General features: G+C 64.4%; 24 protein-coding genes. 17 read left to right on the top strand and 7 right to left on the bottom strand.

Annotated features, from left to right (window positions below; genetic code table 11):
* Positions 1 to 179 precede the first annotated feature (179 nt).
* The 4 genes from NMP98_RS08335 to NMP98_RS08320 are packed head-to-tail and all read left to right on the top strand — an operon-like array spanning position 180 to position 6,153.
* Positions 180 to 3,491 carry a M14 family metallopeptidase gene (locus tag NMP98_RS08335; RefSeq protein WP_254861051.1) on the top strand — a complete coding sequence of 1,104 codons (3,312 nt, stop codon included), beginning with the start codon at positions 180 to 182 and terminating at the stop codon, positions 3,489 to 3,491.
* Between the two features lie 51 nt (positions 3,492 to 3,542).
* The gene (locus NMP98_RS08330) at positions 3,543 to 4,538 is read left to right on the top strand and encodes an NAD-dependent epimerase/dehydratase family protein (RefSeq protein ID WP_254861050.1); all 996 of its coding nucleotides are present in this window, start codon (positions 3,543 to 3,545) and stop codon (positions 4,536 to 4,538) included.
* 37 nt (positions 4,539 to 4,575) lie between these two features.
* Positions 4,576 to 5,634, top strand: a complete 1,059-nt coding sequence (locus NMP98_RS08325; protein WP_254861049.1) for an NAD(P)-dependent glycerol-1-phosphate dehydrogenase — start codon at positions 4,576 to 4,578, stop codon at positions 5,632 to 5,634.
* A 48-nt stretch (positions 5,635 to 5,682) separates the two neighbouring features.
* Positions 5,683 to 6,153: an NUDIX hydrolase gene (locus tag NMP98_RS08320; RefSeq protein WP_254861048.1), complete on the top strand. Its 471-nt coding sequence runs from the start codon at positions 5,683 to 5,685 to the stop codon at positions 6,151 to 6,153.
* Here the strand turns inward: NMP98_RS08320 and NMP98_RS08315 are convergent.
* Positions 6,150 to 6,674: a GNAT family N-acetyltransferase gene (locus tag NMP98_RS08315; RefSeq protein ID WP_254861047.1), complete on the bottom strand. Its 525-nt coding sequence runs from the start codon at positions 6,672 to 6,674 to the stop codon at positions 6,150 to 6,152. The two genes, NMP98_RS08320 and NMP98_RS08315, sit on opposite strands and share 4 nt — an antisense overlap.
* 110 nt (positions 6,675 to 6,784) lie before the next feature.
* Between NMP98_RS08315 and nth the strand changes: the two genes are divergently transcribed.
* Positions 6,785 to 7,468: an endonuclease III gene (gene nth, locus NMP98_RS08310; RefSeq protein ID WP_254861046.1), complete on the top strand. Its 684-nt coding sequence runs from the start codon at positions 6,785 to 6,787 to the stop codon at positions 7,466 to 7,468.
* A gap of 1 nt (position 7,469) precedes the next feature.
* Here nth and NMP98_RS08305 read toward each other — a convergent pair whose 3' ends face one another.
* Entirely contained in the window at positions 7,470 to 7,952 is a 483-nt protein-coding gene (locus NMP98_RS08305; RefSeq protein WP_254861045.1) for a DUF7321 family protein, read from the bottom strand.
* An 87-nt stretch (positions 7,953 to 8,039) separates the two neighbouring features.
* On the opposite strand from NMP98_RS08305, the gene NMP98_RS08300 reads away from it, so the two are divergent.
* From NMP98_RS08300 to NMP98_RS08265, 8 genes are all read left to right on the top strand, one after another.
* The gene (locus NMP98_RS08300) at positions 8,040 to 8,975 is read left to right on the top strand and encodes a DUF7319 domain-containing protein (RefSeq protein ID WP_254861044.1); all 936 of its coding nucleotides are present in this window, start codon (positions 8,040 to 8,042) and stop codon (positions 8,973 to 8,975) included.
* A gap of 120 nt (positions 8,976 to 9,095) precedes the next feature.
* Positions 9,096 to 9,761, top strand: coding sequence for a halocyanin domain-containing protein (locus tag NMP98_RS08295; protein WP_254861043.1), 666 nt, complete (start codon positions 9,096 to 9,098; stop codon positions 9,759 to 9,761).
* Positions 9,758 to 10,159, top strand: coding sequence for a DUF7318 family protein (locus tag NMP98_RS08290; RefSeq protein WP_367997268.1), 402 nt, complete (start codon positions 9,758 to 9,760; stop codon positions 10,157 to 10,159). Before NMP98_RS08295 ends, NMP98_RS08290 begins: the two co-directional genes overlap by 4 nt.
* Positions 10,156 to 11,004: a QcrA and Rieske domain-containing protein gene (locus tag NMP98_RS08285; protein ID WP_367997267.1), complete on the top strand. Its 849-nt coding sequence runs from the start codon at positions 10,156 to 10,158 to the stop codon at positions 11,002 to 11,004. Before NMP98_RS08290 ends, NMP98_RS08285 begins: the two co-directional genes overlap by 4 nt.
* A 5-nt stretch (positions 11,005 to 11,009) precedes the next feature.
* Positions 11,010 to 11,819, top strand: a complete 810-nt coding sequence (locus NMP98_RS08280) for a cytochrome b (protein WP_254861040.1) — start codon at positions 11,010 to 11,012, stop codon at positions 11,817 to 11,819.
* A gap of 4 nt (positions 11,820 to 11,823) precedes the next feature.
* On the top strand, positions 11,824 to 12,606 hold the full coding sequence (locus NMP98_RS08275) for a cytochrome b family protein (RefSeq protein WP_254861039.1): 783 nt from the start codon (positions 11,824 to 11,826) through the stop codon (positions 12,604 to 12,606).
* A 27-nt stretch (positions 12,607 to 12,633) separates the two neighbouring features.
* Positions 12,634 to 13,008, top strand: coding sequence for a DUF7315 family membrane protein (locus NMP98_RS08270; protein WP_326494485.1), 375 nt, complete (start codon positions 12,634 to 12,636; stop codon positions 13,006 to 13,008).
* Positions 13,001 to 13,273 carry a DUF7314 family protein gene (locus NMP98_RS08265; RefSeq protein WP_254861038.1) on the top strand — a complete coding sequence of 91 codons (273 nt, stop codon included), beginning with the start codon at positions 13,001 to 13,003 and terminating at the stop codon, positions 13,271 to 13,273. The genes NMP98_RS08270 and NMP98_RS08265 overlap by 8 nt, the downstream gene beginning before the upstream one ends.
* 208 nt (positions 13,274 to 13,481) lie before the next feature.
* On the opposite strand, the gene NMP98_RS08260 is transcribed toward NMP98_RS08265, so the two are convergent.
* Together NMP98_RS08260 and NMP98_RS08255 are read right to left on the bottom strand one after the other, a co-directional pair.
* Positions 13,482 to 13,919 (bottom strand): DUF7313 family protein, encoded by a 438-nt coding sequence (locus NMP98_RS08260; RefSeq protein WP_254861037.1) that lies wholly within the window; start codon positions 13,917 to 13,919, stop codon positions 13,482 to 13,484.
* A 49-nt stretch (positions 13,920 to 13,968) separates the two neighbouring features.
* On the bottom strand, positions 13,969 to 15,030 hold the full coding sequence (locus tag NMP98_RS08255; protein ID WP_254861036.1) for a polyprenyl synthetase family protein: 1,062 nt from the start codon (positions 15,028 to 15,030) through the stop codon (positions 13,969 to 13,971).
* 92 nt (positions 15,031 to 15,122) lie between these two features.
* Here NMP98_RS08255 and NMP98_RS08250 point away from each other — a divergent pair, with 92 nt between their 5' ends.
* The 3 genes from NMP98_RS08250 (at position 15,123) to NMP98_RS08240 (ending at position 17,804) form a co-directional block, all read left to right on the top strand.
* Positions 15,123 to 15,839 carry an NAD(+)/NADH kinase gene (locus NMP98_RS08250; RefSeq protein ID WP_254861035.1) on the top strand — a complete coding sequence of 239 codons (717 nt, stop codon included), beginning with the start codon at positions 15,123 to 15,125 and terminating at the stop codon, positions 15,837 to 15,839.
* Between the two features lie 47 nt (positions 15,840 to 15,886).
* The gene (locus NMP98_RS08245; RefSeq protein ID WP_254861034.1) at positions 15,887 to 16,936 is read left to right on the top strand and encodes a M42 family metallopeptidase; all 1,050 of its coding nucleotides are present in this window, start codon (positions 15,887 to 15,889) and stop codon (positions 16,934 to 16,936) included.
* 250 nt (positions 16,937 to 17,186) lie between these two features.
* Positions 17,187 to 17,804, top strand: a complete 618-nt coding sequence (locus NMP98_RS08240; protein ID WP_254861033.1) for a halocyanin domain-containing protein — start codon at positions 17,187 to 17,189, stop codon at positions 17,802 to 17,804.
* 25 nt (positions 17,805 to 17,829) lie between these two features.
* On the opposite strand, the gene NMP98_RS08235 is transcribed toward NMP98_RS08240, so the two are convergent.
* Together NMP98_RS08235 and NMP98_RS08230 are read right to left on the bottom strand one after the other, a co-directional pair.
* A complete protein-coding gene (locus NMP98_RS08235) occupies positions 17,830 to 18,330 on the bottom strand; it encodes an SRPBCC family protein (RefSeq protein WP_254861032.1) in 501 nt (166 codons plus the stop codon).
* A gap of 40 nt (positions 18,331 to 18,370) precedes the next feature.
* Complete coding sequence (locus tag NMP98_RS08230; RefSeq protein ID WP_254861031.1) at positions 18,371 to 19,306, bottom strand: ArsA family ATPase; 936 nt, start codon at positions 19,304 to 19,306, stop codon at positions 18,371 to 18,373.
* Positions 19,307 to 19,390: 84 nt separating this feature from the next.
* Between NMP98_RS08230 and NMP98_RS08225 the strand changes: the two genes are divergently transcribed.
* On the top strand, positions 19,391 to 20,155 hold the full coding sequence (locus NMP98_RS08225) for an FAD-dependent oxidoreductase (protein WP_254861030.1): 765 nt from the start codon (positions 19,391 to 19,393) through the stop codon (positions 20,153 to 20,155).
* Between the two features lie 5 nt (positions 20,156 to 20,160).
* On the opposite strand, the gene NMP98_RS08220 is transcribed toward NMP98_RS08225, so the two are convergent.
* Positions 20,161 to 20,592 carry an SCP2 sterol-binding domain-containing protein gene (locus tag NMP98_RS08220; RefSeq protein ID WP_254861029.1) on the bottom strand — a complete coding sequence of 144 codons (432 nt, stop codon included), beginning with the start codon at positions 20,590 to 20,592 and terminating at the stop codon, positions 20,161 to 20,163.
* Between the last annotated feature and the right edge of the window lie 115 nt (positions 20,593 to 20,707).

Genomic DNA, 20,707 nt, shown 5'->3' with positions numbered 1-20,707 from the left:
CTGGCGCGAGCGAAGCGAGCAGAAGGAGTACGCGCTATTTTCCCCACGTTTTTGCCGAGAACGCGGGTCGCGCGCCGGACGGCGCGCGACACCGGTTCTCGTGCAAAAAGTGGGTTTGTTTGGATAGGTTTGTCACAACGTTTTGTAAGTGATAGTGGGTCTGCTCGTGTGAGAGACCCATGAGCAACGACGACCCATTCGACGGTTCGCCGGTGTCGCGCCGGCGGTTCATGCAACTGTCGGCGGCGACCGGTGCCGCCCTGACGCTTCCCGGGAACGCGACGGCCGACGCAAGCGCCTCGGCGTTCTCGACGGAGTATCAGTACGTACTGAACCACACGCCCGAGGACTACGAGGTACCGACGCTGGTCCGGTTTTCGGACGCCAGCGGCCCGACAGCGATGGAGGGGCTCCTCGATGTCGAGACGGAGACCATCACGTCGCCGGAGCCGGCCGGCTACGCCCAGTTGACGACGACACAGGCCTCGACGCTCGCGGAGTTGCCGTCGGCATCGGAGTTCCAGTTCGCGCCGGGGTCGAACCCCTTCTGGCGAATTGGTTACTACCCGCTCGGCGTCTTTCCGGAACCGCGGCGGTCGGTCGACTACATCGGTTTCGAGCAACTGAAAGACGGCCTCGGCGTGCTCGAAGAGCGCTACCCCGACCGAATCCGAGTGAAGAACGTCGGTCAGTCGCCGGGCCACACCAACACCATCACCGACCGCCCCGACCCGAAGGGGATGTACGTCGTCGAGTTGACGAACTTCGATTCGACGACGGACTTCGAGGACAAAGAGAAGGTGTTCTTCTCGTGTTCGCTGCACGGGCTGGAGATGGCGGGCCGCGAGACTGGCGCTCGGGTGTTGGAGAACGCCGCCCGCGGCTCCGAGCCGGACGTGCCCGGAAGCGACGCGAAACTCGAACCGCTACTCGACGATGTGGTCGTCATCATCGGTTTCGTCAACCCCGACGGCTGGGCGGTTCGGAACCCCCAGTACGACTCCGGATGGCAGGTCGGCGGTCCGGGGACGGGACTTCCACGGGCACCGGCCGCACCGCTGTACGAACGCGGCAACGCCGAGGTGTTCGACACGAACCGACAGTATCCGGCCGTCGGTTACATCAACCCCTCACACTACCCGGCGGCACCCGCCAACTACGAGGGCGAGGAACCCACCTTCGTCAACGAGAAGGTTCCGGACGCGAAGGCGCTCGTCGACTACTTCCAGGGCTACGAGAACCTCAACTACGGCGCGGACCTCCACGGCGGCCCCGTGTTCAACAACTTCGTGTTGGGGCTCATCAGCCAAGACCAGTTCAACACCCGTGAACTGCATGAGGTCTACGAGATGTGTCTCAACATCAACGACACGCTGGCGGAGGCCCTCGACACCTGGGAGACCGTCGGACAGGCCCGTGTCGACCTCATCGGCGACGAACAGATATCTCCGGTGTTGTTCGGCGTCGTCCCGGAGAGCGCATTCGACTACGCCACCATCTACGACACCCTCGATTACACGGTCTCGGGGGCGTTCCTCGATTGGATGGCTCACCCCGAACCCATCGGGCTGGACATGACGACGCTGGACTTCGAGATGTCGTTCAACCACATGCTCGGTGGCAACGTCTACAACCCCGAGTTGTTCGAGATGGAGGTCACTGGCTACCGGGCAGCCATCCGAACCATCACGCAGTTCGCGGTCAACAACACCGACACGCCGACGACCGAAGAGCAGTTCAGCACCGAAACCGAGACCGGCGGCGAGTCGGTTGCCTACATCACGACGGGCGAACCGGGCAGTGCCGACGACGCCCTGCGACGGACGGAGAGTCAACTCAGTTTCGACCCCGAAACCCAGTTCTACGATACGACCGAGGAGACCGAACTCGCGGCCGACCGAACCGAGTTGACCTTCGACGTGACGGAGACGAACCTCAACAGCATGGGCGTCCACCTCCACGGACAGGACGTCATCGCGGACCTCGAACTCCTCTCGCCGTCCGGCGAGACGGTGTACGAGTTCGAGGGCGTCACCGACGAGCGTGTCGGCGGCAAGTGCTGTGGCTTACCGGAGTTCACCGTCAGCGACCCCGAACCCGGCACGTGGACGCTCCGCATCGCCAACTACCAGGAGGCCGGCCAACTCGTCGAGATGCAGCGGTGGACGCTGGCCGCTCAGGGCAACCCCGACCCCAAGAGTGTCGACAACTGGGGCAACGAGGGATACGAACAGATTGCCTACGACGTGACGCCGTTCCAGTTCTTCGAGGACTACCAGTCCGCCGAGAAGCGCGGAACCCTGCGGACGTTCATCGACGATGGTACCGTCGATCCGGTCACCGTCGAGGAGGTAAAACAGGGAGCACTCGCCGAGTACGACCACGCGGTCCTCATCCACGACTACGTCTCGCCGACCGACCGCATCTCCGAGGGCGTCTCGGGGAACGTCAACGCGAACGCCGACATCGCCGAGGGCGTCACCGACGACACCTACACCGGCGCCCTCGACGACTTCGTCGACTCGGGTGGCAACCTCGTCGTCACCGACACGGGAACCTACGTCCTGCCGGAACTCGACAACGACCTGTTCGATGGGTCTGCCATCGGCGAGTCGAACGTCCAGCGGCAGTTCCTCAACGTCGCCGAGTACAGCGACAAGAACCTCGACCATCCGCTGTTCGACGACAGCGTCCGACCCATCCAGGACCAACTCTGGAAGGTCCAGCCGCTCGGCTACCAAGTTAGCGGTTCGGCACCGATGGACCTCCTCGATGAGTCTGCCTTCCTCTCGGCGGCCAACCAGGGTGTCGCCTCCGTCGCAGCGCGAACCAACGGGCTGGTAGCGACCGGCTCGGTCACCGAGAGCACAGACAGCGGCCGCGGAATCCACTACATCTCTTCGCTGCTCCCGCCGGCGACGCAGGCGAACCTCCATCCCTTCGGCCTGCAGAACTACGCGGTGACCTTCCTCGGGAACATCGTGTTCACCTCGGCACTCGGGTTTAAACAGATTCGTGAGACGGGCGAGACGAAACGCGAGTACGGCCGTGTCGACGACTGGAGCGTCGAGCCCGGCGGCGTCGGTGCGACTCTCGCCGCGTCCGGGAGTCGGAACGTGGATGCGTCGGTGACGCCCGGCGGACGCGCAAACCGCGTCACCGTCACCGTCGATTCGGTCGACGCCGACGCCGAGTCGGTCGAAATCCGGGATTCGTTCCCGCCGGAGTGGGAACTGCTCGAATCGTTCGGTGATGGCGAGAAAGACGGCGACGGCGTCGTCTCCTTCGGCACCTTCGACGCCGAGGACTTGCCGGACGGCGACGGCGACTCGAAGACGTTCACCTACTTCATCGAATCACCCGACAGTCCCCAGGACACCAACGCCTACGAGGTCGGCCCCGCCGAAGTGCTGGCGATGATCGACGGCGAGGAGCACTCTGCAACCTTCGCGCCGGCGGCGAACGTCGTCGCGGTCGGCGTCTCTCTGTAGGCTTCGCTCGCCGTCCACACCCTTTTTCGCCGCGCGGGACCAGCCACCGGTATGACAGACCACGCACTCGTCATCGGCGGCACGCGATTCATCGGCCGACACACCGTCGAGGAGTTCCTCGATGCCGGCTACGACGTGACGATGTTCAACCGCGGCAACCACGACGATCCCTTCGCCGCCGACGACCGGGTTTCCCACGTCTCCGGCGACCGGACCAACGAGGCCGAACTCCGCCGGGCGGGACTCGATATCGACCCCGACATGGTCGTCGACTGTGTCGCCTACTACCCACGCGATGTCCACACGGCGACCGATATCTTCAGCGATGTCGACGCCTACGTCTACATCTCCTCGGGGGCGGCCTACGGCGACGAGCGGGTTCCGAAACGCGAGGGGGAAACGGCACTGTGTGACTGTTCGACCGAGCAGGCAGTCGACGACTCGATGGACTCCTATGGCCCCCGGAAGGCAGAAGGCGACCGTGCCGTCTTCGCCGCCGCCGACCGTGGTGTGAACGCGATGAGCGTCCGGCCACCGGTCGTCTACGGCCCCTACGACTACACCGAACGGTTCAACTACTGGATAGACCGCGTCGAGAGCCACGACCGCATCGTCGTCCCCGGCGACGGGACGAATCTCCGGCACCTCGTCTACGTGAAGGACGTGGCCTCGGCGCTTCGAACCGTCGCCGAGGAGGGTGCGGCCGGCGAGGCGTACAACGTCGGCGACGGCCACGCGCCCGTCCTCGGCGAGTGGGTCGAGTCCCTCGCCGACGCCTGCGACACCGATGTCGAGACGGTTCACGCAAGCGAGCGGGAACTCGGCGCGGTCGGACTGTCGCTGGGCGATTTCCCCATCTATCGCGGCTACCCGCATCTGTTGGAGACGAGCAAACTCCGGGCGCTGGGCTGGGAGTCGACGCCCCACGAGACGGCGTTGGCGGAGACGGTCGAGGACTACCGCAACTCCGACCGGACGGGGCAGGACAACGGCCCGGACCGCGAGACGGAAGCGCGCCTACTCGACGTACTGGAGACGGTCCAGTAGGGGGAACGGTTTTTACCCGTCCTCGCACACGTCCGCTATGTTCGAGAAGTCGTCGTGGATTCGCCTGCCGCGAAGCGTCGTCGTCGGTCACGGCGTCCTCGACAGCGCCGTCGAGGTCATCGACGAGTTGTATCTCACCGGGCGGCCGCTCATCGTCACTTCGCCGACGCCGGAGGAGTTGGCCGCAGACCGCCTCATTGAGGCCTTCGAGGCCGCCGGCTTCGACCCCGCGACCGCCATCGTCGAGGAAGCCACCTTCTCCGCCGTCGAGGATGTTCTGGAGACAGCCGAAGCGGTCGATGCCGGTTTCCTCATCGGGTTGGGGGGTGGCAAGCCCATCGACATCGCGAAGATGGCGGCCGACGAGCGCGGGTGTGGGTTCGTCTCGGTGCCGACGGCGGCCAGCCACGACGGCATCGTCTCCGGTCGGGGGTCGGTGCCCGACGGCGACAGTCGCCACTCCGTCGCCGCCGACCCGCCGCTTGCGGTCATCGCCGACACGGAACTCATCGCGGAGGCGCCGTGGCGGCTGACGACCGCCGGCTGTGCCGACATCATCTCCAACTACACGGCGGTGAAAGACTGGCAGTTGGCCCACCGGCTGAAGAACGTCGAGTACAGCGAGTACGCCGGCGCGCTCTCACAGATGACCGCCGAGATGCTCGTCGAACAGTCGGAGTCCATCAAACGCGGCTTAGAGGAATCGGCATGGGTGGTCGTGAAGGCGCTGGTGTCTTCGGGTGTGGCGATGTCGATTGCGGGCTCCTCGCGGCCCGCTTCGGGTGCCGAACACCTCATTTCCCATCAGTTGGACCGCATCGCCCCCGGCGCGGCGCTGCACGGCCATCAGGTCGGCGTCGCCTCCATCGTCACGGAGTACCTCCACAGCGGCGAGGGCGGCGAGTGGCACCGCGTCAGGGATGCCCTGGCCGGCATCGACGCGCCGACGACCGCCGAGGACCTCGGCATCGACCCCGAGCAGTTCATCGAAGCGACGACGACGGCCCACGAGATACGGGACCGCTACACCATCTTGGGTGACGGCATCGAAGAAGACGCCGCCATCGAGGCGGCGACGGTTACCGGCGTCCTGTGAGATTCCGGATTGGACGGGTTTATGTGGCTCCCGAACGTCGACGCGTCAATGAGTTCTCCCGATATCTCCGGCGGCGTCTCCGCGTATCTGGATGCGCTCTACGAGCGATACGAAGGATTCGACGTACAGCAGACGACGGTGTCCGTCGACAGGGAGGAGTTCGAATCAATCGAGGGCCGCGGTAACATCGCAGAGGTTCGGGTTCGCGTCGAAGGCGCCGACGGCGTTTTGGCCGTCAGCGGCGACGACGAGTGGGTGACTCCCGGCGGCGTCGTCGAGAGCGAGTCACTGCCGGCGGCGGCAAGCGAACTCGTCGAACGACAGACCGGCGTCGACTGCCGAATCGAGGCGCTCGACCGCGTCTCGTTGGTCTGTCTGCAGTGTGACGACTCCGGGAGAAAGGTGTGGCAACTCTCGGCGCTGTTCGAGGCGAGCGCCGACGGCGACGCCGAAACCCCGACGCCCGTCGAGGGTGCTTCGTGGCGCCAGAGCGTCTCGGAGTCGTCGGCCGCGTTCTAGCGGTCCGAGGCCAACAATCCGTACCGAATCACGTCGACGCGCTCGCCGTCGACGTAGCCGTGTTCCCGGAAGCGACCCTCCTCGACGAAGCCGTTCTTCTCGAGGACGCGCTGACTCGCCTCGTTGGTCGCGAGGGCGTCGGCGTTCAGTTTTTCTAGGCGTCGCTGGTCGAAGGCGTACTCGGCGAGTAACGCGACTGCAGCGGTCGCATACCCCTGCCCGTGGGCGTCGGGGTCGACGTAGTAGCCGACCTCGGCGATGCCCCAACTCGGGTCGATGCCGTTGAGGCCAATGATGCCAACGGGGTCGCCGTCGGCACAGATGAGCAGGTGGACCTCGCCGTCGGCGGTGACGACGTTCTCGTAGAACGCCTGCTCGTCGGCCATCGTCTGTGGGTCGGCGTTGAACAGCGACCGCCAGACGCGTGGGTCGTTGACGAGCCGATGGAGGAACGGCAGGTCGTCTTCCTCGACCGTGTGGAGGTCGACCGAATCGCCACGGAGGAAGGCTGGACCGGGCATACTCTCCCCGTGGGCGGAGAGTGAATTGAAACCACCGGGAGTATGTTACAGTATGGCACACAACGTCGTCAACCCGATAGCGAAAAGGGGGAGCCACCCACCCATCGGGTATGGGAACGCCGCTGGAGTCACGCGAGGGACAGGCAATCGAGGTGCTCGACCGACTGTACGAGCAGTACCCCGACCCCGAGATTTCACTCGATTTCTCGAACCGACTGGAGTTGCTCATCGCGGTGATGCTGTCTGCGCAGTGTACCGACGAACGCGTCAACAAGGTCACCGCGGAACTCTTCGAGAAGTACGACGGGCCTGAGGCCTACGCCGCGGCCGACCAGGAGGAACTCGCCGAGGACATCAACTCGATTACCTACTACAACAACAAGGCGAAGTACATCCGCTCGGCGTGTGAAGACATCGTCGAGAAACACGGCGGTGAGGTCCCCGACACGATGTCGGCGCTGACCGACCTCGCCGGCGTCGGCCGGAAGACGGCCAACGTCGTTCTCCAGCACGGCCACGACCTCACCGAGGGCATCGTCGTCGACACCCACGTCCAGCGCATCTCGCGACGACTCGGCCTCACTGACGAACAGTCCCCGGAGAACATCGAGGAGGATTTGATGGGTATCGTCCCCGAAGACGACTGGAAGGAGTACACCCACTTGCTCATCAGTCACGGACGGGATACCTGCACTGCCCGGAACCCGGACTGTGACGACTGCGTGTTGGCGGATATCTGCCCTTCGGAGAAGGGTGACAGCGCCGTCGACTTGGCGGACGGCAGCGAGTGGTGAGTCAGAACACGTACGCGCCGAGGTACCGCGTAAAGCCGGTCAGGAAGGCGATGAGCCAACAGCCGACGTAGCCGAAGACGCCGATGCGGAGGCGTCGGCGCCAAAACTCCATGTTGTCGCCGCCGATTTCGTCGAGCAGCACGTCCTCGTCGTACTCGCTGTAGAGGTCGTGTTCGTACTTCGCCCGGAAGATGCGGACGATGCCGGTGAAGCCGAACGCGAGGAACGCGTACGCCTGCAGGCCGAAGAAGGCGTGGGCGGCGGCGAACCCGCCGAACTGTTCGAGCAGGCGCGGGAGCATCCAGAACAGAAGCGGCACCGTCGTCAGCGTCAGGCCGGTGAGGATGAACTTCAGATGATAGGTGAGAATCCCCCACGTAATCTTCTCGTTGTCTATCATTATCCACGCGCCGTACAGAAAACAGGGGAAACTGGCGGCGACGGAGACGACGACGAGGGTCGCGATTTGTGCGTCCGTGGCCATTGTCGGCGGTAGGTGCGGCGAGGGTTTGAGTGTGCCGTGTCGTCCGCGGTCGGAAAGCGTAAGCCTTCGACGGCCCAACATCCGCCAATGGCCGACTCGCGGGACCCAACCGAGGAGGCAGCGGACGCCACGGATTCGGCGTCGAGGGACACCGACGCAACCGAATCCGGCGGCGCAGAGCCGGGTGAGGGCGCCGGCGAGACGGAAACCCTCTCGACGGAGGAACTGCGCCAGCAGGTCGAAGCACAGTACGACTTCGACGACTTCGGCCCCGCGGAGATGGCGGAGATGTCCGCCGACGAGTGGGAGGCCGTCTTCGACTCCGATTCGTGGATAACGGGGTCGGAACTGCTCGACCGCGTCGAGGACGAACTCCGGGCGAACGTCGAGCGTCGGGAGGTGTTCGCCGTCGTCGAGCGCGTCGGCGAGGGCGACGACGACCGGGTGGTCGCGTACTCCGACGAGGGGTACGTCATCGTCCGCCCGGACGGGTCGATTCAGGGTACCGGGACGATTCTCCGCGACGTCGAGCCGATGATTGCGCTGTGTGCGATGGAAGAGTACGACGTCCCGGAGGTCGACGACGACGCCGGCCTACCGCACCCCGATACGGTCCCGGAGGGAAGCGGCGATTTCGGCAATCGAATGTTGCAGGTCGTCGCGGGCGCGACGACGCTGTCGGGAGTCCTGTTCCTCCTCGTGTGGCTGGCCGGGGTCGTCGGCTTGCTCGACATCGGCTTCGGCGGCGCCATCATCGTAACGCTCGGGCTGTTCTTCCTCGCCATCGGCTTTTTCCTCTTTTTGACGGTGGCGAACGCGCGACTCTCCGACCGGATGCGCTCCGAGCAGTACAGAGACCGGTTGCGTGCGGTCGGCGCCGGCTCCGACGAGCGGCCGTCGTTTCTGCCGGACGAGGCCTTCGAGGCCGGCGGCCGGAAACTCGAGACGGCGATGGAGCGAATCCACCGAGAGGCCATCGAGGAGGCCGACGACCCGAGCGAGATTCAGTCGGGGGACCGATAGGAGTGTGTGCTTTGCGAGGAGAGGAGAACGCAGAGACAGGCGTTTAGACGCCGCTACAGGGGCCTCTCACGAAGGCGCCATCGGTGGGTTTAAGCACAAACAGTCCTGACCAACAGGTGTATGAAAAGGCGGGACTTCATGCGTGCTGCCGGTGGTGCGTCGGTGGCCGCGACGGCGGCCGCGGGCGCGGCACAGCCAGCCGCAGCGTCATCCGCGGAAGGCGGAGAAGGCGGCTCGGGCGGCGGCGGAAACCTCGAGCCGGACTTCGGAGCCTATCTCGACGATGCTAATCTGTACGAGTCGGCCGAGGACCTCCGTGACCAAGACGAAGTGACCATCTCCGTCGGTGGCGGGGACGGACTGGCGTTCGACCCGCCGGCGATTTGGATTTCGCCGGGGACCACGGTGACGTGGGAGTGGACCGGCGAGGGTGGTGCCCACAACGTCGTCGCCAACGAAGGGCCGGCAGAGTTCAACAGCGGGGACCCCGTCGACTCCAGTTCGGCGACATACGAGTTCGAGTTCACGGAAGACCACGCCGGTATCACGACGTACTACTGCAACCCACACGAAACGTCCGGCATGAAGGGCGGTATTGCCGTCGGCGACGATGTGCCCACCATCGACACGAGCGGGCCGTCGCTGAAGGACCCCTCGCACTTCGGCGTGGACATCCACGAACACTGGGTCGGCGTCAGCGTCATCCTGATGATTACGGTGTCGCTTTTGTTCACGTTCTTCATGCTCAAGTACGGCGAATCGCCGCACACGAGCGGAGGTAACTGACCATGTCCGACAACAGTTACGGCGCAATACACCGGTACGAACCGGCGCGGGAGAGCACCGTCGCCGCGATTACCATCGTGTTGCTGTCGGTCATCCAAATCGTCTTCGTCGGCGTGTTCACCTACGGCTTCACCGCCGGGTGGGGCGTCGGTACCTCCACCGGCACGGAAGCCGGTAACGTCCTCCTTGGACTCCTGCTCGCGGCCATCTTCATCAACCTCGCGTTCATCCTGCTGCTGTACCGCAAGGAGTTCCTTCCGGACGTGATGGTCGTCAAGAAGCGCCGTCGCAAGTGGGAGGACCTCTACATCCGCGAAGAGGACATGCACGGTGAGGAAATCACCGACGGCACGCTGGACAAACTGAAGCGTGCCATCTACCCATACTACAAGAAATAACAATGAGTGACAAGTATCCAAGCGAATCCGGTCGTCGTCGCTTCGTGAAAGGCGTCGTCGGGAGTGCTGCGCTCTCCGGCGTCGGCGTCGGGGGCGCTGCGACAATCGATATCGCCACCCAACCGGCCGGCGGTGGCGGTGGTCCGACGCAGTTCGCCGCCATCCAGCAACTCGGCGGTCCAGCACCCCGTGGGATGCCGTACATCCCCGTCGAAACTGACGAGGAGGGTTACCTCCGCGGCGTTTGGCCGGAAGTCGAGACGGTGACCGAGGAGGGTGTCACCTACGATGTCGCCCAGATGGAACTGGGCGGACAGACGTACTCCTCGGCGTGGTACCAGTACTGCGGTCGGCAGAACGCACCGGGCGTCCAGCCGTCTGCAGACCAGAATAACTACTTCCTCTCGGCGGGGAGTCCTGATTACGAGTGGCAGGCGGAGGAACTCAGCGAGGGCGACCAAATCCACGTCGACGATTTTGCGGGCTACGAGGACTGGGGCAACGGCTTCGGCGACGATGGCGTTGGCAAGCCGGCTCAGGCAACGTGGCGCTCCGAGGGCACGGATAACGTCCTTCCCGTCGTACTCATCCGGAGTAAGCGAGTCGAAGAGTTGGCCCAAGAGGACAGCGAGGCTGGCAACTGGATTGAGGCGGCCTCGACCAACGGCATCATCGCGTACCTGAACGTCTGTACGCACTTCTGCTGTGTCCCGGGATACAAAGAAAGCGGAAGTGCAGCCCAGTACGACGCCGAAAACGGCGTGTACTGTCAGTGCCACCAGTCGACGTACGACCCCTTCACCCCCGAGTTTGGGACGTTCGTCGCACTTCCACGACCTGACTAACAACCATGAGCCTAGAACGAAAAGACGAACACGACCACGAAGGGTGGATGGAGACGAAGGACCTCTCTCCCATCGAGGAGGTCTACCTGACCACCCTCATCTGGCTCGACAAACGGCTCCGCATCGTCGACTACCTGGAGCTGCTGGAGGACATGTACTACAAGACGAACCTCCAGATGCCGAAGAGCCACACCGAGCAGTACAACCTCGACAACAAGTTCTGGTACTGGTACCCACTGTACGCGTTAGGGTCGTTCAGTACTATCGCCTACGTGGTGGCCGCCATCACGGGCGCGCTGTTGGGCTTCTACTATGCCCCCTCGACGGCCGCGCCGTCTGCGGATGCGGCCGCCTCGGTCGCTTACTCGAACGTCCTGTTCATCATGGGCGATTTGAACTTCGGGACGTTCCTGCGGAGCCTCCACCGCTGGTCGGCGCAGGTGATGACCGCCGCGGTGTTCCTGCACATGCTCCGCGTGTACTTCACGGGCGCCTACAAGGAGCCGCGTGAACTCAACTGGATTATCGGCATCGTCCTCATCTCGCTGACGATGGTGTTCGGATACACCGGCTACCTGCTGCCGTGGAGCCAGTTGTCGTACTGGGCCGGCCAGATTGGCGTCGAGATGGCGCTGTCGATTCCGCTCATCGGCGACTGGGTCGCACAGCTCATCTTCGGCGGCTTCACGTTGGGTGAGGCGACGCTGCAACGAATGTACATCCTGCACGTGTTCCTGTTGCCGTTCGTGGTGACGCTCGTCATCGCCATCCACATCGGCATCGTCTGGATGCAGGGCATCGCTGAACCGCACTGATACAATGAGCAACGACGAACCCAAAACCGACGGCGGCGAACCGAAGACGGACGGAAGCGGCATCGTCCCGCAGGACGACCAGGCTCCGACGTGGAGCGAACGGAAGGAGCGCACGCAAGGACTGGCTCGGCTGACCTACGAGTACTTTGAGCGGTCCCGACGAGAGGACGAGGACCTCCGTCGTGCCTCCGACTACGTCGAACGCGACGTGCTCGCGTTCCCGACGTGGCCCCACGAGATGATTCGCAACCTCGCGATTACGTCGTTCTTCCTCGGAGCGATGTTCTTCATCTCGGCGGCGATTCCGCCGCACATCCCGGGCCCGGCCGACCCCAACTCCACGCCGGCGGTCATCCTGCCGGACTGGTATCTGTACTGGTCGTTCGGCCTGCTGAAGCTGACGCCCATCAACCCCGAACTGTCGCTGCTCGGCGGGCAGAAACTGATGTCCGACCGAACGTACGGCGTGCTCGCGAACCTCGTCGTCGTCGGCGTCATCGCCATCGTCCCGTTCCTGAACAAAGGGAGCGCACGGCGGCCCGTCGAGGAGCCGTTCTGGGCGGCCGTCGGCGTCGGCGGCGTCATCTTCGCGTTCACCATCGCGGTGCTCGCAGTCCAGAACCTCATCACGGACCTGCTCCCGATGACGTCCGGTGAGCTGTTCGTGTTGACGTTCATGCTCCCGTTCGCGTTCGCCTTCGTCGCCTACTCGGTGCTGAAGACGATGCGTGAGGGGTACATGTTCGAACTCAACCGCCGGTACTACCGGCTCCGCCCGCCGAAGTAACGCGGCTCGCCGTCTTTTCGTTCTCTCATGGTTTCAGACGACACTCCCGACGACGACAACAGCGACAGCACTGCCTCCGACGACGACCCTCGCGTCTCCGATGCGGAGGTGGCAGTCGGCGCCTCGGGTCGGGACATCGTGGTTCCACTGCGGCTGTACAAGACGGTTACCGTCTTCTCGACGCTCATCGCCATCGTCTCGATTCTCGGGGGGTTCGTCCTGCTTGACCGGGGCACCCAGCGTGCGACGGCGAGTCCGGAGGACGTGAACCTACTTCTCGTCGCCGTCGGGCTCGCGCTCATCGTCGGCGGGAGCGCAGTGTATGCGTTCTCGACTCGCTTCCGGACGGCGGGAATGGGAAAGTCTAAAGACGACACCGCCGAAGATTCGGATAATGGCTGACGAATTCGCGAAGGGACTCGCCATCCTCACGGGCGGAGGGCTCGTCTGGATGGCTATCTCCGCGTGGCTGACGACCGAGAGCTTCGAAGGGACACAGCTCATCGCGGCGCCGCCGGAGGACCCCGGCACGTACGCCGAGTTGGTGTTGCTCCTCCGTGACGTGACCGCCGGGTTCGTCATCATCGGAGTCATCACGTTCTGGTTCCTCATCCCGGCGTTCTACGAACTGCGCGACTACTTCGACGAGCGAAGCGCCGAGGCGTAACGTCGACTCTTCTTCGACAGCAGCACGGAACACGGATTCTTCTGAGGGGAGTTCGATACGGACAGCGGCGGGCACGTCCCTCCGGAAGTCGGTGTCGACACTCGAAGCGACGCGTGGCGTCGACGGACAGCTATCGAAGCCGAATTCGGTGGGTCCATCGGGTGGATGCGGTTCGGCGTGAAAAGAGACGAGAGCCGCGAGCCGCCAGTTAGACGATAGCGCTCCAGAACGGCTGAATGAGGAAGAACAGCGTCTGGTAGGCGATGTACGCGAGCGCGAATCCGGAGGCGGCGATGGAGCCCCACGGCCGTTCGACGTCCCACTCCTGTCGTGCTTCGACCTTTCGGGATTCGAACTCGAAGACATCGGCGACGACCATCGCGACGACGAACAGCGAGACGACGAGGCCGGCGTGGCGGTTCACCGTGAGGTAGTAGAACGCCCCGGCGACCAGCAGGAAGTTCGTCGCGACGCGGAGCGGGTTGCGGCTAACGGCTTCGGCGCCGTCTTGAGCTTGTTTTGCGATTCGTTTGTACTCGATTCCCCGGCCGAGAACGTTGAGGAGGATGAGCGCCAGCAACACGTACCCGATGACCGGGGCGAGATACGTATCGACCGGGCCGAACAGCGTAACCGATGGGTCCATACGTTGGCGTCGGCACGGAGCCCATTAATGTGTTTCCAAATCCGGGGCGCTATCGTTCCCGCTCGACGACGAACTCAGCGAACGACCGGAGCTTCCGTTCCGGCCCGGCTTCGAGGTCGACACCGTCGAGGTGGGCTTTCGACTCCGCCGAGAGGTCTTCGGCGACACCGCGTGCGTAGTCGACGCTGCCGGCGGATTCGAGGATGTCGATGGCTTCCATGACTTCCTCGTCGGTGTTCTCTTCGGCCCACAGCAGTTCCTCGAGGCGCGCCACGTCTTCCGGGGACGCGTTGTCGGCGGCGTGGATGACCATCAGGGTCTTCTTCCCTTCGCGGATGTCGTTGCCGACGCCCTTCCCGAAGGAGCCGCCTTCTTCCATCGCGTGTTCGACGTCGAGTACGTCGTCGGCGATTTGGAAAGCGACAGCCATGTCCTCGGCGTAGTTCGCGGCGGCGTCCTCGGCGTCGGGGTTTTCGGTGACGATGGCGGCCAACCGAGCGACGATGCGCCCGAGACAGCCGGTCTTGCAGGCACACATTTCGAGATACTCGGGTTCGGTGATGCGGACCTCCTTTTCGTTGTGCCAGCAGATGTCCATTCCCTGGCCGAGATGCGTCCGATTGAGTTCGAACGTCAGCATCTCGTAGGCGGCCAGTCGGGTTTCGGGGGACAGGTTCGCCGGGTCGCGCGTGATGACCTTCAGCGGCAGGAAGTACATCGCATTGCCGGCGTTGAGCGCCACGTCAGTCCCGTGGGTGTGGTGGAGTGCGGGACTGCCCCGGCGGTGGGTCGCACCGTCCTCGACATCGTCGACGATGATAGTCCCGTTGTGCAACACTTCGGGGATCGTGGCGTACTCGAGGAATGCCTCGGGGTCCTCGCCGAATGCATCGACGAACAGCAGAAAGAGGACGGCCCGCCAGCGCTTGCCGCCGCGGTCCAGCAAATCCCAGATGGGGTCGGCGAGGGCGTTCTGTATCGCCGTCGGGTCGTAAGCGAAACTCGCCGCGCCGAAGAAATCCGTGAGGTACGCCTCGTCGACCTCGCGGGGAAGCAGCGACTCGATGGTCTCGTCGACTATCGGCCGCCACTCGTCGAGTACGCTACGCATATCTCCCCCGTTGCGGTGGCGGGACAAAAACCCTCCCGTGCGCCGGTCGCGGACGGGGCCTTTTTGCCCTCCCCGGCCGTCCCTTCGGGCAGATGAGTCAGCGCGTCGGTGTCGTCGGTGACGAGACGTTCGCGGCGGCCGTCGAAGCAGCCGGCGGCGACCCGGTCGTCGGGGCGGCGAGTGACCTCGACGGAATCGAGGTGGTGGTCGCGGACGGCGAAGCCGCGGTCGTCGACCTGCTGCGAGCGGAGGTCGGCGTTCCCGTCCTCCCGGTCGAGGCGGGTAGTGGCGTTCGCTCGGTTCCCTCGTCGGACCTCGAACCGGCGCTCGAACGCGTCCTCGACGGTGCCTATCGAACCGAACGCCATCCGGTCGTCTCCGCCCAGCGCGCCTTCGACGGCGTCCGCGCGCTGTTCGACGTGACGCTCGTAGCCGCCGAACCGGCCCGAATTTCGGAGTTCTCGGTTCGGTGTGGTGGCGAGAGCGTCGCCAGGTTCCGGGCCGACGGCGTCGTCGCCTCGACGCCCGCCGGAAGCGTCGGCTACAACAGCGCCGCGGGCGGGCCGGTGGTCGCGACCGGAACCGACGTGGTGTCCGTCGTTCCGCTCGCGCCCTTCGCGACTGACGCCGATCAGTGGGTGTTGCCGCTGGAAGAGGTGACCCTCTCCGTCGAGCGCGACGAGACGCCAGTCGAACTGCTGGCAGACGGCCGAACCGAGCGCACCGTCGCCGCCGGCGAACCCGTCACGCTGTCGACGACCGACGCCTTCGAGACGGTGGTCGTATCCGAATCGGCGCGGTTCTTTTGAACGGCGGAATCTGGCCGCTTAAATCGCTCGCGCCCCGATTCGAAGGCATGACGGACGATTTCGACGACGACCTGCTCGTCGCACTTACCGAAGCGCGCGGCGTCCCGGGATACGAGGACCGCGTGCGCGCGCTCGTTCGCGAGGAACTCGAACCGCACGTCGACCGGATTCGCTCCGATGCGATGGGCAACCTCGTCGGCAGTGTCGGGTCGGGAGAGTACGACGTGGTCGTGGCGGCCCACATGGACGAAATCGGCTTCATGGTTCGTCACGTCGACGACGACGGCTTCCTCGAACTCGACGCTCTCGGTGGGTGGGACCCCAGAATCCTCCGCGCCCAGCGCGTCACCGTCCACACCGACGACGGCGACGTTCCGGGCCTCATCGGATCGGTGCCGCCACACACGCTGTCCGATGAGGAGCGCGAGAAACAGCCCGATGTCGACGACATCCACGTCGATTTGGGCCTTGACGCCGAGGCCGTCTCCGAGCGCGTCTCCGTCGGCGACCTCGTGACCATCGACCAGACCACCGAACGCGTCGGCGAGTTCGTCACCGGCAAGGCGCTTGACAACCGCGTGTCCGTGTTCGCGATGCTGGAGGCTGCCCGCCGTCTCGAAGCCCCCGATGTGACCGTCCACTTCGCGGCGACGACACAGGAGGAAGTCGGCCTCCGGGGCGCGGAGGCGCTCGGCGTCGACCTTGACCCGGACCTCGTCGTCGCCCTCGATACGACCGTCGCAAACGACGTGCCCGGCTTCGAACCGGGCGAGCAGGTGACGCGACTCGGCGAGGGGGCCGGCATCAAACTCAAAGACGGCAGCGTCATCACGAACCACAAGGTCCACCGTCGGCTCCGTTCGGTCGCCGAAGACGGCGACATCGACCACCAGTTCGAGGTATTACCGGCCGGCGGTACCGACACCGGTGGCCTCCAGCGGACCTCCGGGGCGACGCCGGCAGGAGCCATCTCAGTGCCGACGCGGTACCTCCACACGCCGACCGAAAGCGTCCACGTCGACGACGTGGATGCGGTCGTCGACCTCCTCGTCGCGTTCCTCGATAGCGAGGACGGGAGTCACGACTACACGCTGTAGCCGACTGAGCTGAAGCTATCCCGGACCACAAGAGTCCCGGTCTTTGATTGGTTTAGTGTAGCATCCGAGAGCGACCGTAGGGAGCGAGCGGTTCACTGCGCGCCTTTGGCGCGCAGGACCGAGGGCCGACTGTAAGGAGGCCCGATGTGTCTTTTTCGTCGACGTTTTTGCCGGACCGGCTCTGCCGGTCCGTGCAAAAAGGTCGGCGCGAATGAACAGATTCAGTACGGGGTGGTGGCAAAAGGTCGGTATGAGCACGAACGACATGAGCCGTCGTGGGTTCATGACGGCAGCGGCGGGGACGGCCTCCGTTGCTGCCGCCGCGGGGACGGCTGCCGCACAGACGGAGGTTCCCGAGTTCAGCGGGTATCTCAGCGAAGCGAACCTCTACTCGGAGGACGGCGTTCAGGACGCCCGCGGACAGGAGGAACTGACGATTAGCGTCGGCGCGGGCGACAACGGACTGGCGTTCGACCCCGCGACGGTGTGGATTTCGCCCGGAACGACGATAACGTGGGAGTGGACCGGCGAAGGCGGCGCCCACAACGTCAACACCAACGAGGGAGCGGCCACACTCGACAGCGGGGACCCCGTCGACGAGGAAGGGGCGACCTACGAGTACGAGTTCACCGAAGAGGACGCTGGTATCACGGAGTACCGCTGTATTCCTCACGAACCGCAAGGCATGCGAGGTGGCATCGCCGTCGGTGACGATGTCTCGACCATCGAGGTCGGCGGCAGCGAAGGGCCAGCCATCATCATTCCCGACAGCGCGTTGGCGCTGACTGTCGCGACGTTCATCGGGCTGGCGACGACGCTCGGACTCGGCTACTTCTTCATGAAATATGGAGGAGACTACGAGGAATAACCACCGCGAGCGAACGGTGGTGTCTTCAGGACGTTTCGATTTCTAGTTCCACGTTCCGGTGATCGCCTTCGAGGTCGGCGACGATGCGTCGGACGACGCGTTCGGCCTCCGACTTCACCTTCGGCGTTATCTTGTCGACGACCCAGTCCAGCGAGACGAACCGCGGCAGGTTCAACGCGTTTCCGTTGGCGGAATCCGGCGCGTATCTGATGCGCATCGTCACCTCCGTTCCCTCCCCGCTTGCGTGGGGTTCGACGAGCCACTGGCCGACGGCGTCGATGTCCTTGATGATGTGCCAGTCGATGCGGTTCGGCGGGTCGACGTCGGTGACGCGGGAGCGTGCGGTGTAGGTGAGTTTCCACCACGAGAAGTCGAGTTCGTACTCGGTCCCCGGTTCACCGTCCCCGAACTGCCTGACTCCGGTGAGATGTTCGGAGTACTCCGCGTAGCTTTGGAAGCCGAGCAGGAACTCGTAGACCTCTTCCGGCGGGAGATAGACGACGGTCGTGACCTCGACGGTGTCCACACCCCTCGTTAGGGCGGCGATGTGGTAAGCGTTGGCCCGACTACAGGCGGTCGGCGACGGTTTCGACTGCCTCGATGCCGTGGACCTCGCCGCCGAGTCGCGGCACGAGCGTCAGCGGCAACTCGAAGCGCTCTTTGGCCTCCTCGATGCGTTTCTGCTGGCTCCCGTGAGTGTCCTGACAGAGTTCACAGCCGGGGGTTGGGTCCTCGATGACCTTGTTGACGATGGCTCGACTCGCCGGGATGTCGTAGCTCTCTAACTCCGCGAGCAGGCGCTCGGTCTCCAACACCGCCATTGTCTCGGGGATGAGTACGACGCGGAACTCCGTCCGCTCGGGGTCGCGTAACACCTTGGCGACGCGTTCCATGCGGTCTTGCAGTTCTTCGAGGTCGATGTCGGTCTCCGTATCGTCGTCCTCGTCGTCCTCCCCCGACCCCATGAAGCTCCTGACGGAGTCGGCGAGACTCGACACCTGCGAACGGACGGAGATGAGTTTCCCCATCGCCGAACTCATCACGTCGGGGAGTTTGAGCAACCGAAGGGTGTGCCCCGTCGGTGCGGTGTCGAAGACGATGTACTCGTAGCGGGGGTCGTCCATGTAGTCCAGAAAGAGGTCCAACGCGGCGGCTTCGTCGGTGCCCGGAGCGACGCCGGCTTCGAGAACGTCGTCGACATCGCTTTGGTCCAGGGAGATGCCGAGGTCTTCGAGTTCTTCGAGTGCGGCGCCGACCTGGCCGCGGTACTGGCCGATTCGGTCCTCGGGGTCGATTTCGACGCCCCAGAGGTCGACATCGTCGTGGATTCGCGTCGGTTCGTCGCCGACTGGCGCGTCGAAGACGTCCGAAAGCGAGTGTGCGGGGTCCGTCGAGACGACGAGCGTCGAGTGGCCCTCGCGGGCGTACTTCAACGCGGTCGCGGCCGCACAGGTGGTCTTGCCGACGCCGCCTTTCCCGCCGTAGAGTACGTACTGCGTCACGTGCGCTTGTACGGCGCCGTCGGCTTAAACCGTCCCCCGGTCCGAACCGGGGCGTTTGTAGGGGGTGGATGAAAACGGCCGGGTATGAGCGAAGCCGAATCTCCCCGCGTCGCCGTCGTCGGCGGCGGCGTCACCGGACTGACAGCAGGAACGTTCCTCGCACGAGCTGGATTCGACACCGTCGTCGTCGACCACGGCGAATCCCTGCTCCGTCGGAACGCCCACCTCGAAAACGTCCCCGGGTTTCCGGCCGGCGTCAACTCCCGGCTGTTCATCGAGTTACTCGAAGCCCAGGCGGGCCGCAACGGCTGTCTGTTCGAACAGGGACTCGTGACGAACCTCGAACTGGGCGAGGAGGGGTTTCAACTCCGCGTCGAGGGCGACGAGGAGTTCGACCTCCGGGCCGACTACGTCCTCGTGGCGTCGTGGGCCGACACGGACTACCTCGAGGCCATCGACGGCGTCGGCCTCACCAAACGCGGCTCGAAGACCTACGTCGACATCGACGACGACGGCCGGACGGGCGTCGACGGCCTGTACGCGGCCGGCCGCATCGCCGAAAAAGCCCACCAGACGGTCGTCTGTGCGGGCCACGGCGCCGACGTGGCGCTGACGCTCGTCGACGACTCCGAAGTGCCCTACTACCACGACTGGGTCGCCCCGGAGGGGTACTTCACCGAACGCGGCCGGGAGGTGCCGCCGGGGTGTGAGGAAATCGACGAAGAAGAGCGCCGCCGCCGCGAGCGGGAGTCGATGGAAGTGATGGTCGAGGCGTTCGAAGACCACCACCCCGACGAACCGACGATGCATCCGAGCGTCGTCGAGAAGCGCCGCGAAGAAGGGGAGTAACGAACTCAGTACTCGAAGTCGGTGTCGATGTCCCGGCCCGTTTCGGTCATCTCGACGGCGGCCTCGCTGTACTGCAGTACTTTCTGCATGTCGCCCTCGATTTCGAACTCCCCGGACATCATCCCGTCGACGGGGCCGAGTTCGCCCTCGAACAGTCGAACCCAGTTGGAGTAGGGGCCACGGAAGACGAAGCCGTAGTCCTCCTCTTCGGGGTCTTCGACCTCGTAGGCGTCCGTACACTCGCCGTTCACCAATCCGAGGAAGAAGTACACCTCCTCGCCGTCGTAGGCGTCGTCCGGTTCGACGACGAAGAGGAAATCACCGTTGAAGCCGTCGCCCCAGCCCTCGCTGGCGTTGTCGTAGTCGTCGTTGTCGTTGAGCAACTCGCCGTACTCTGAAATCCAGGCGTCTCCGTCGCTTGGGAACTGAATCGCCATACATGTCGTGGAACTCCACAACGGATTGGCTGTTCTCCCGTGCATGCGGCGTGGGTTTAAGCCCCGTGGGTGAACGTGTCAGGATTCGGGTCGTGACGCCCGAGGACGGCACGAT

This window comes from Natronomonas gomsonensis (assembly GCF_024300825.1).
Lineage (GTDB): Archaea > Halobacteriota > Halobacteria > Halobacteriales > Haloarculaceae > Natronomonas > Natronomonas gomsonensis.
This window is presented reverse-complemented; position numbering and strand designations above follow the sequence as displayed.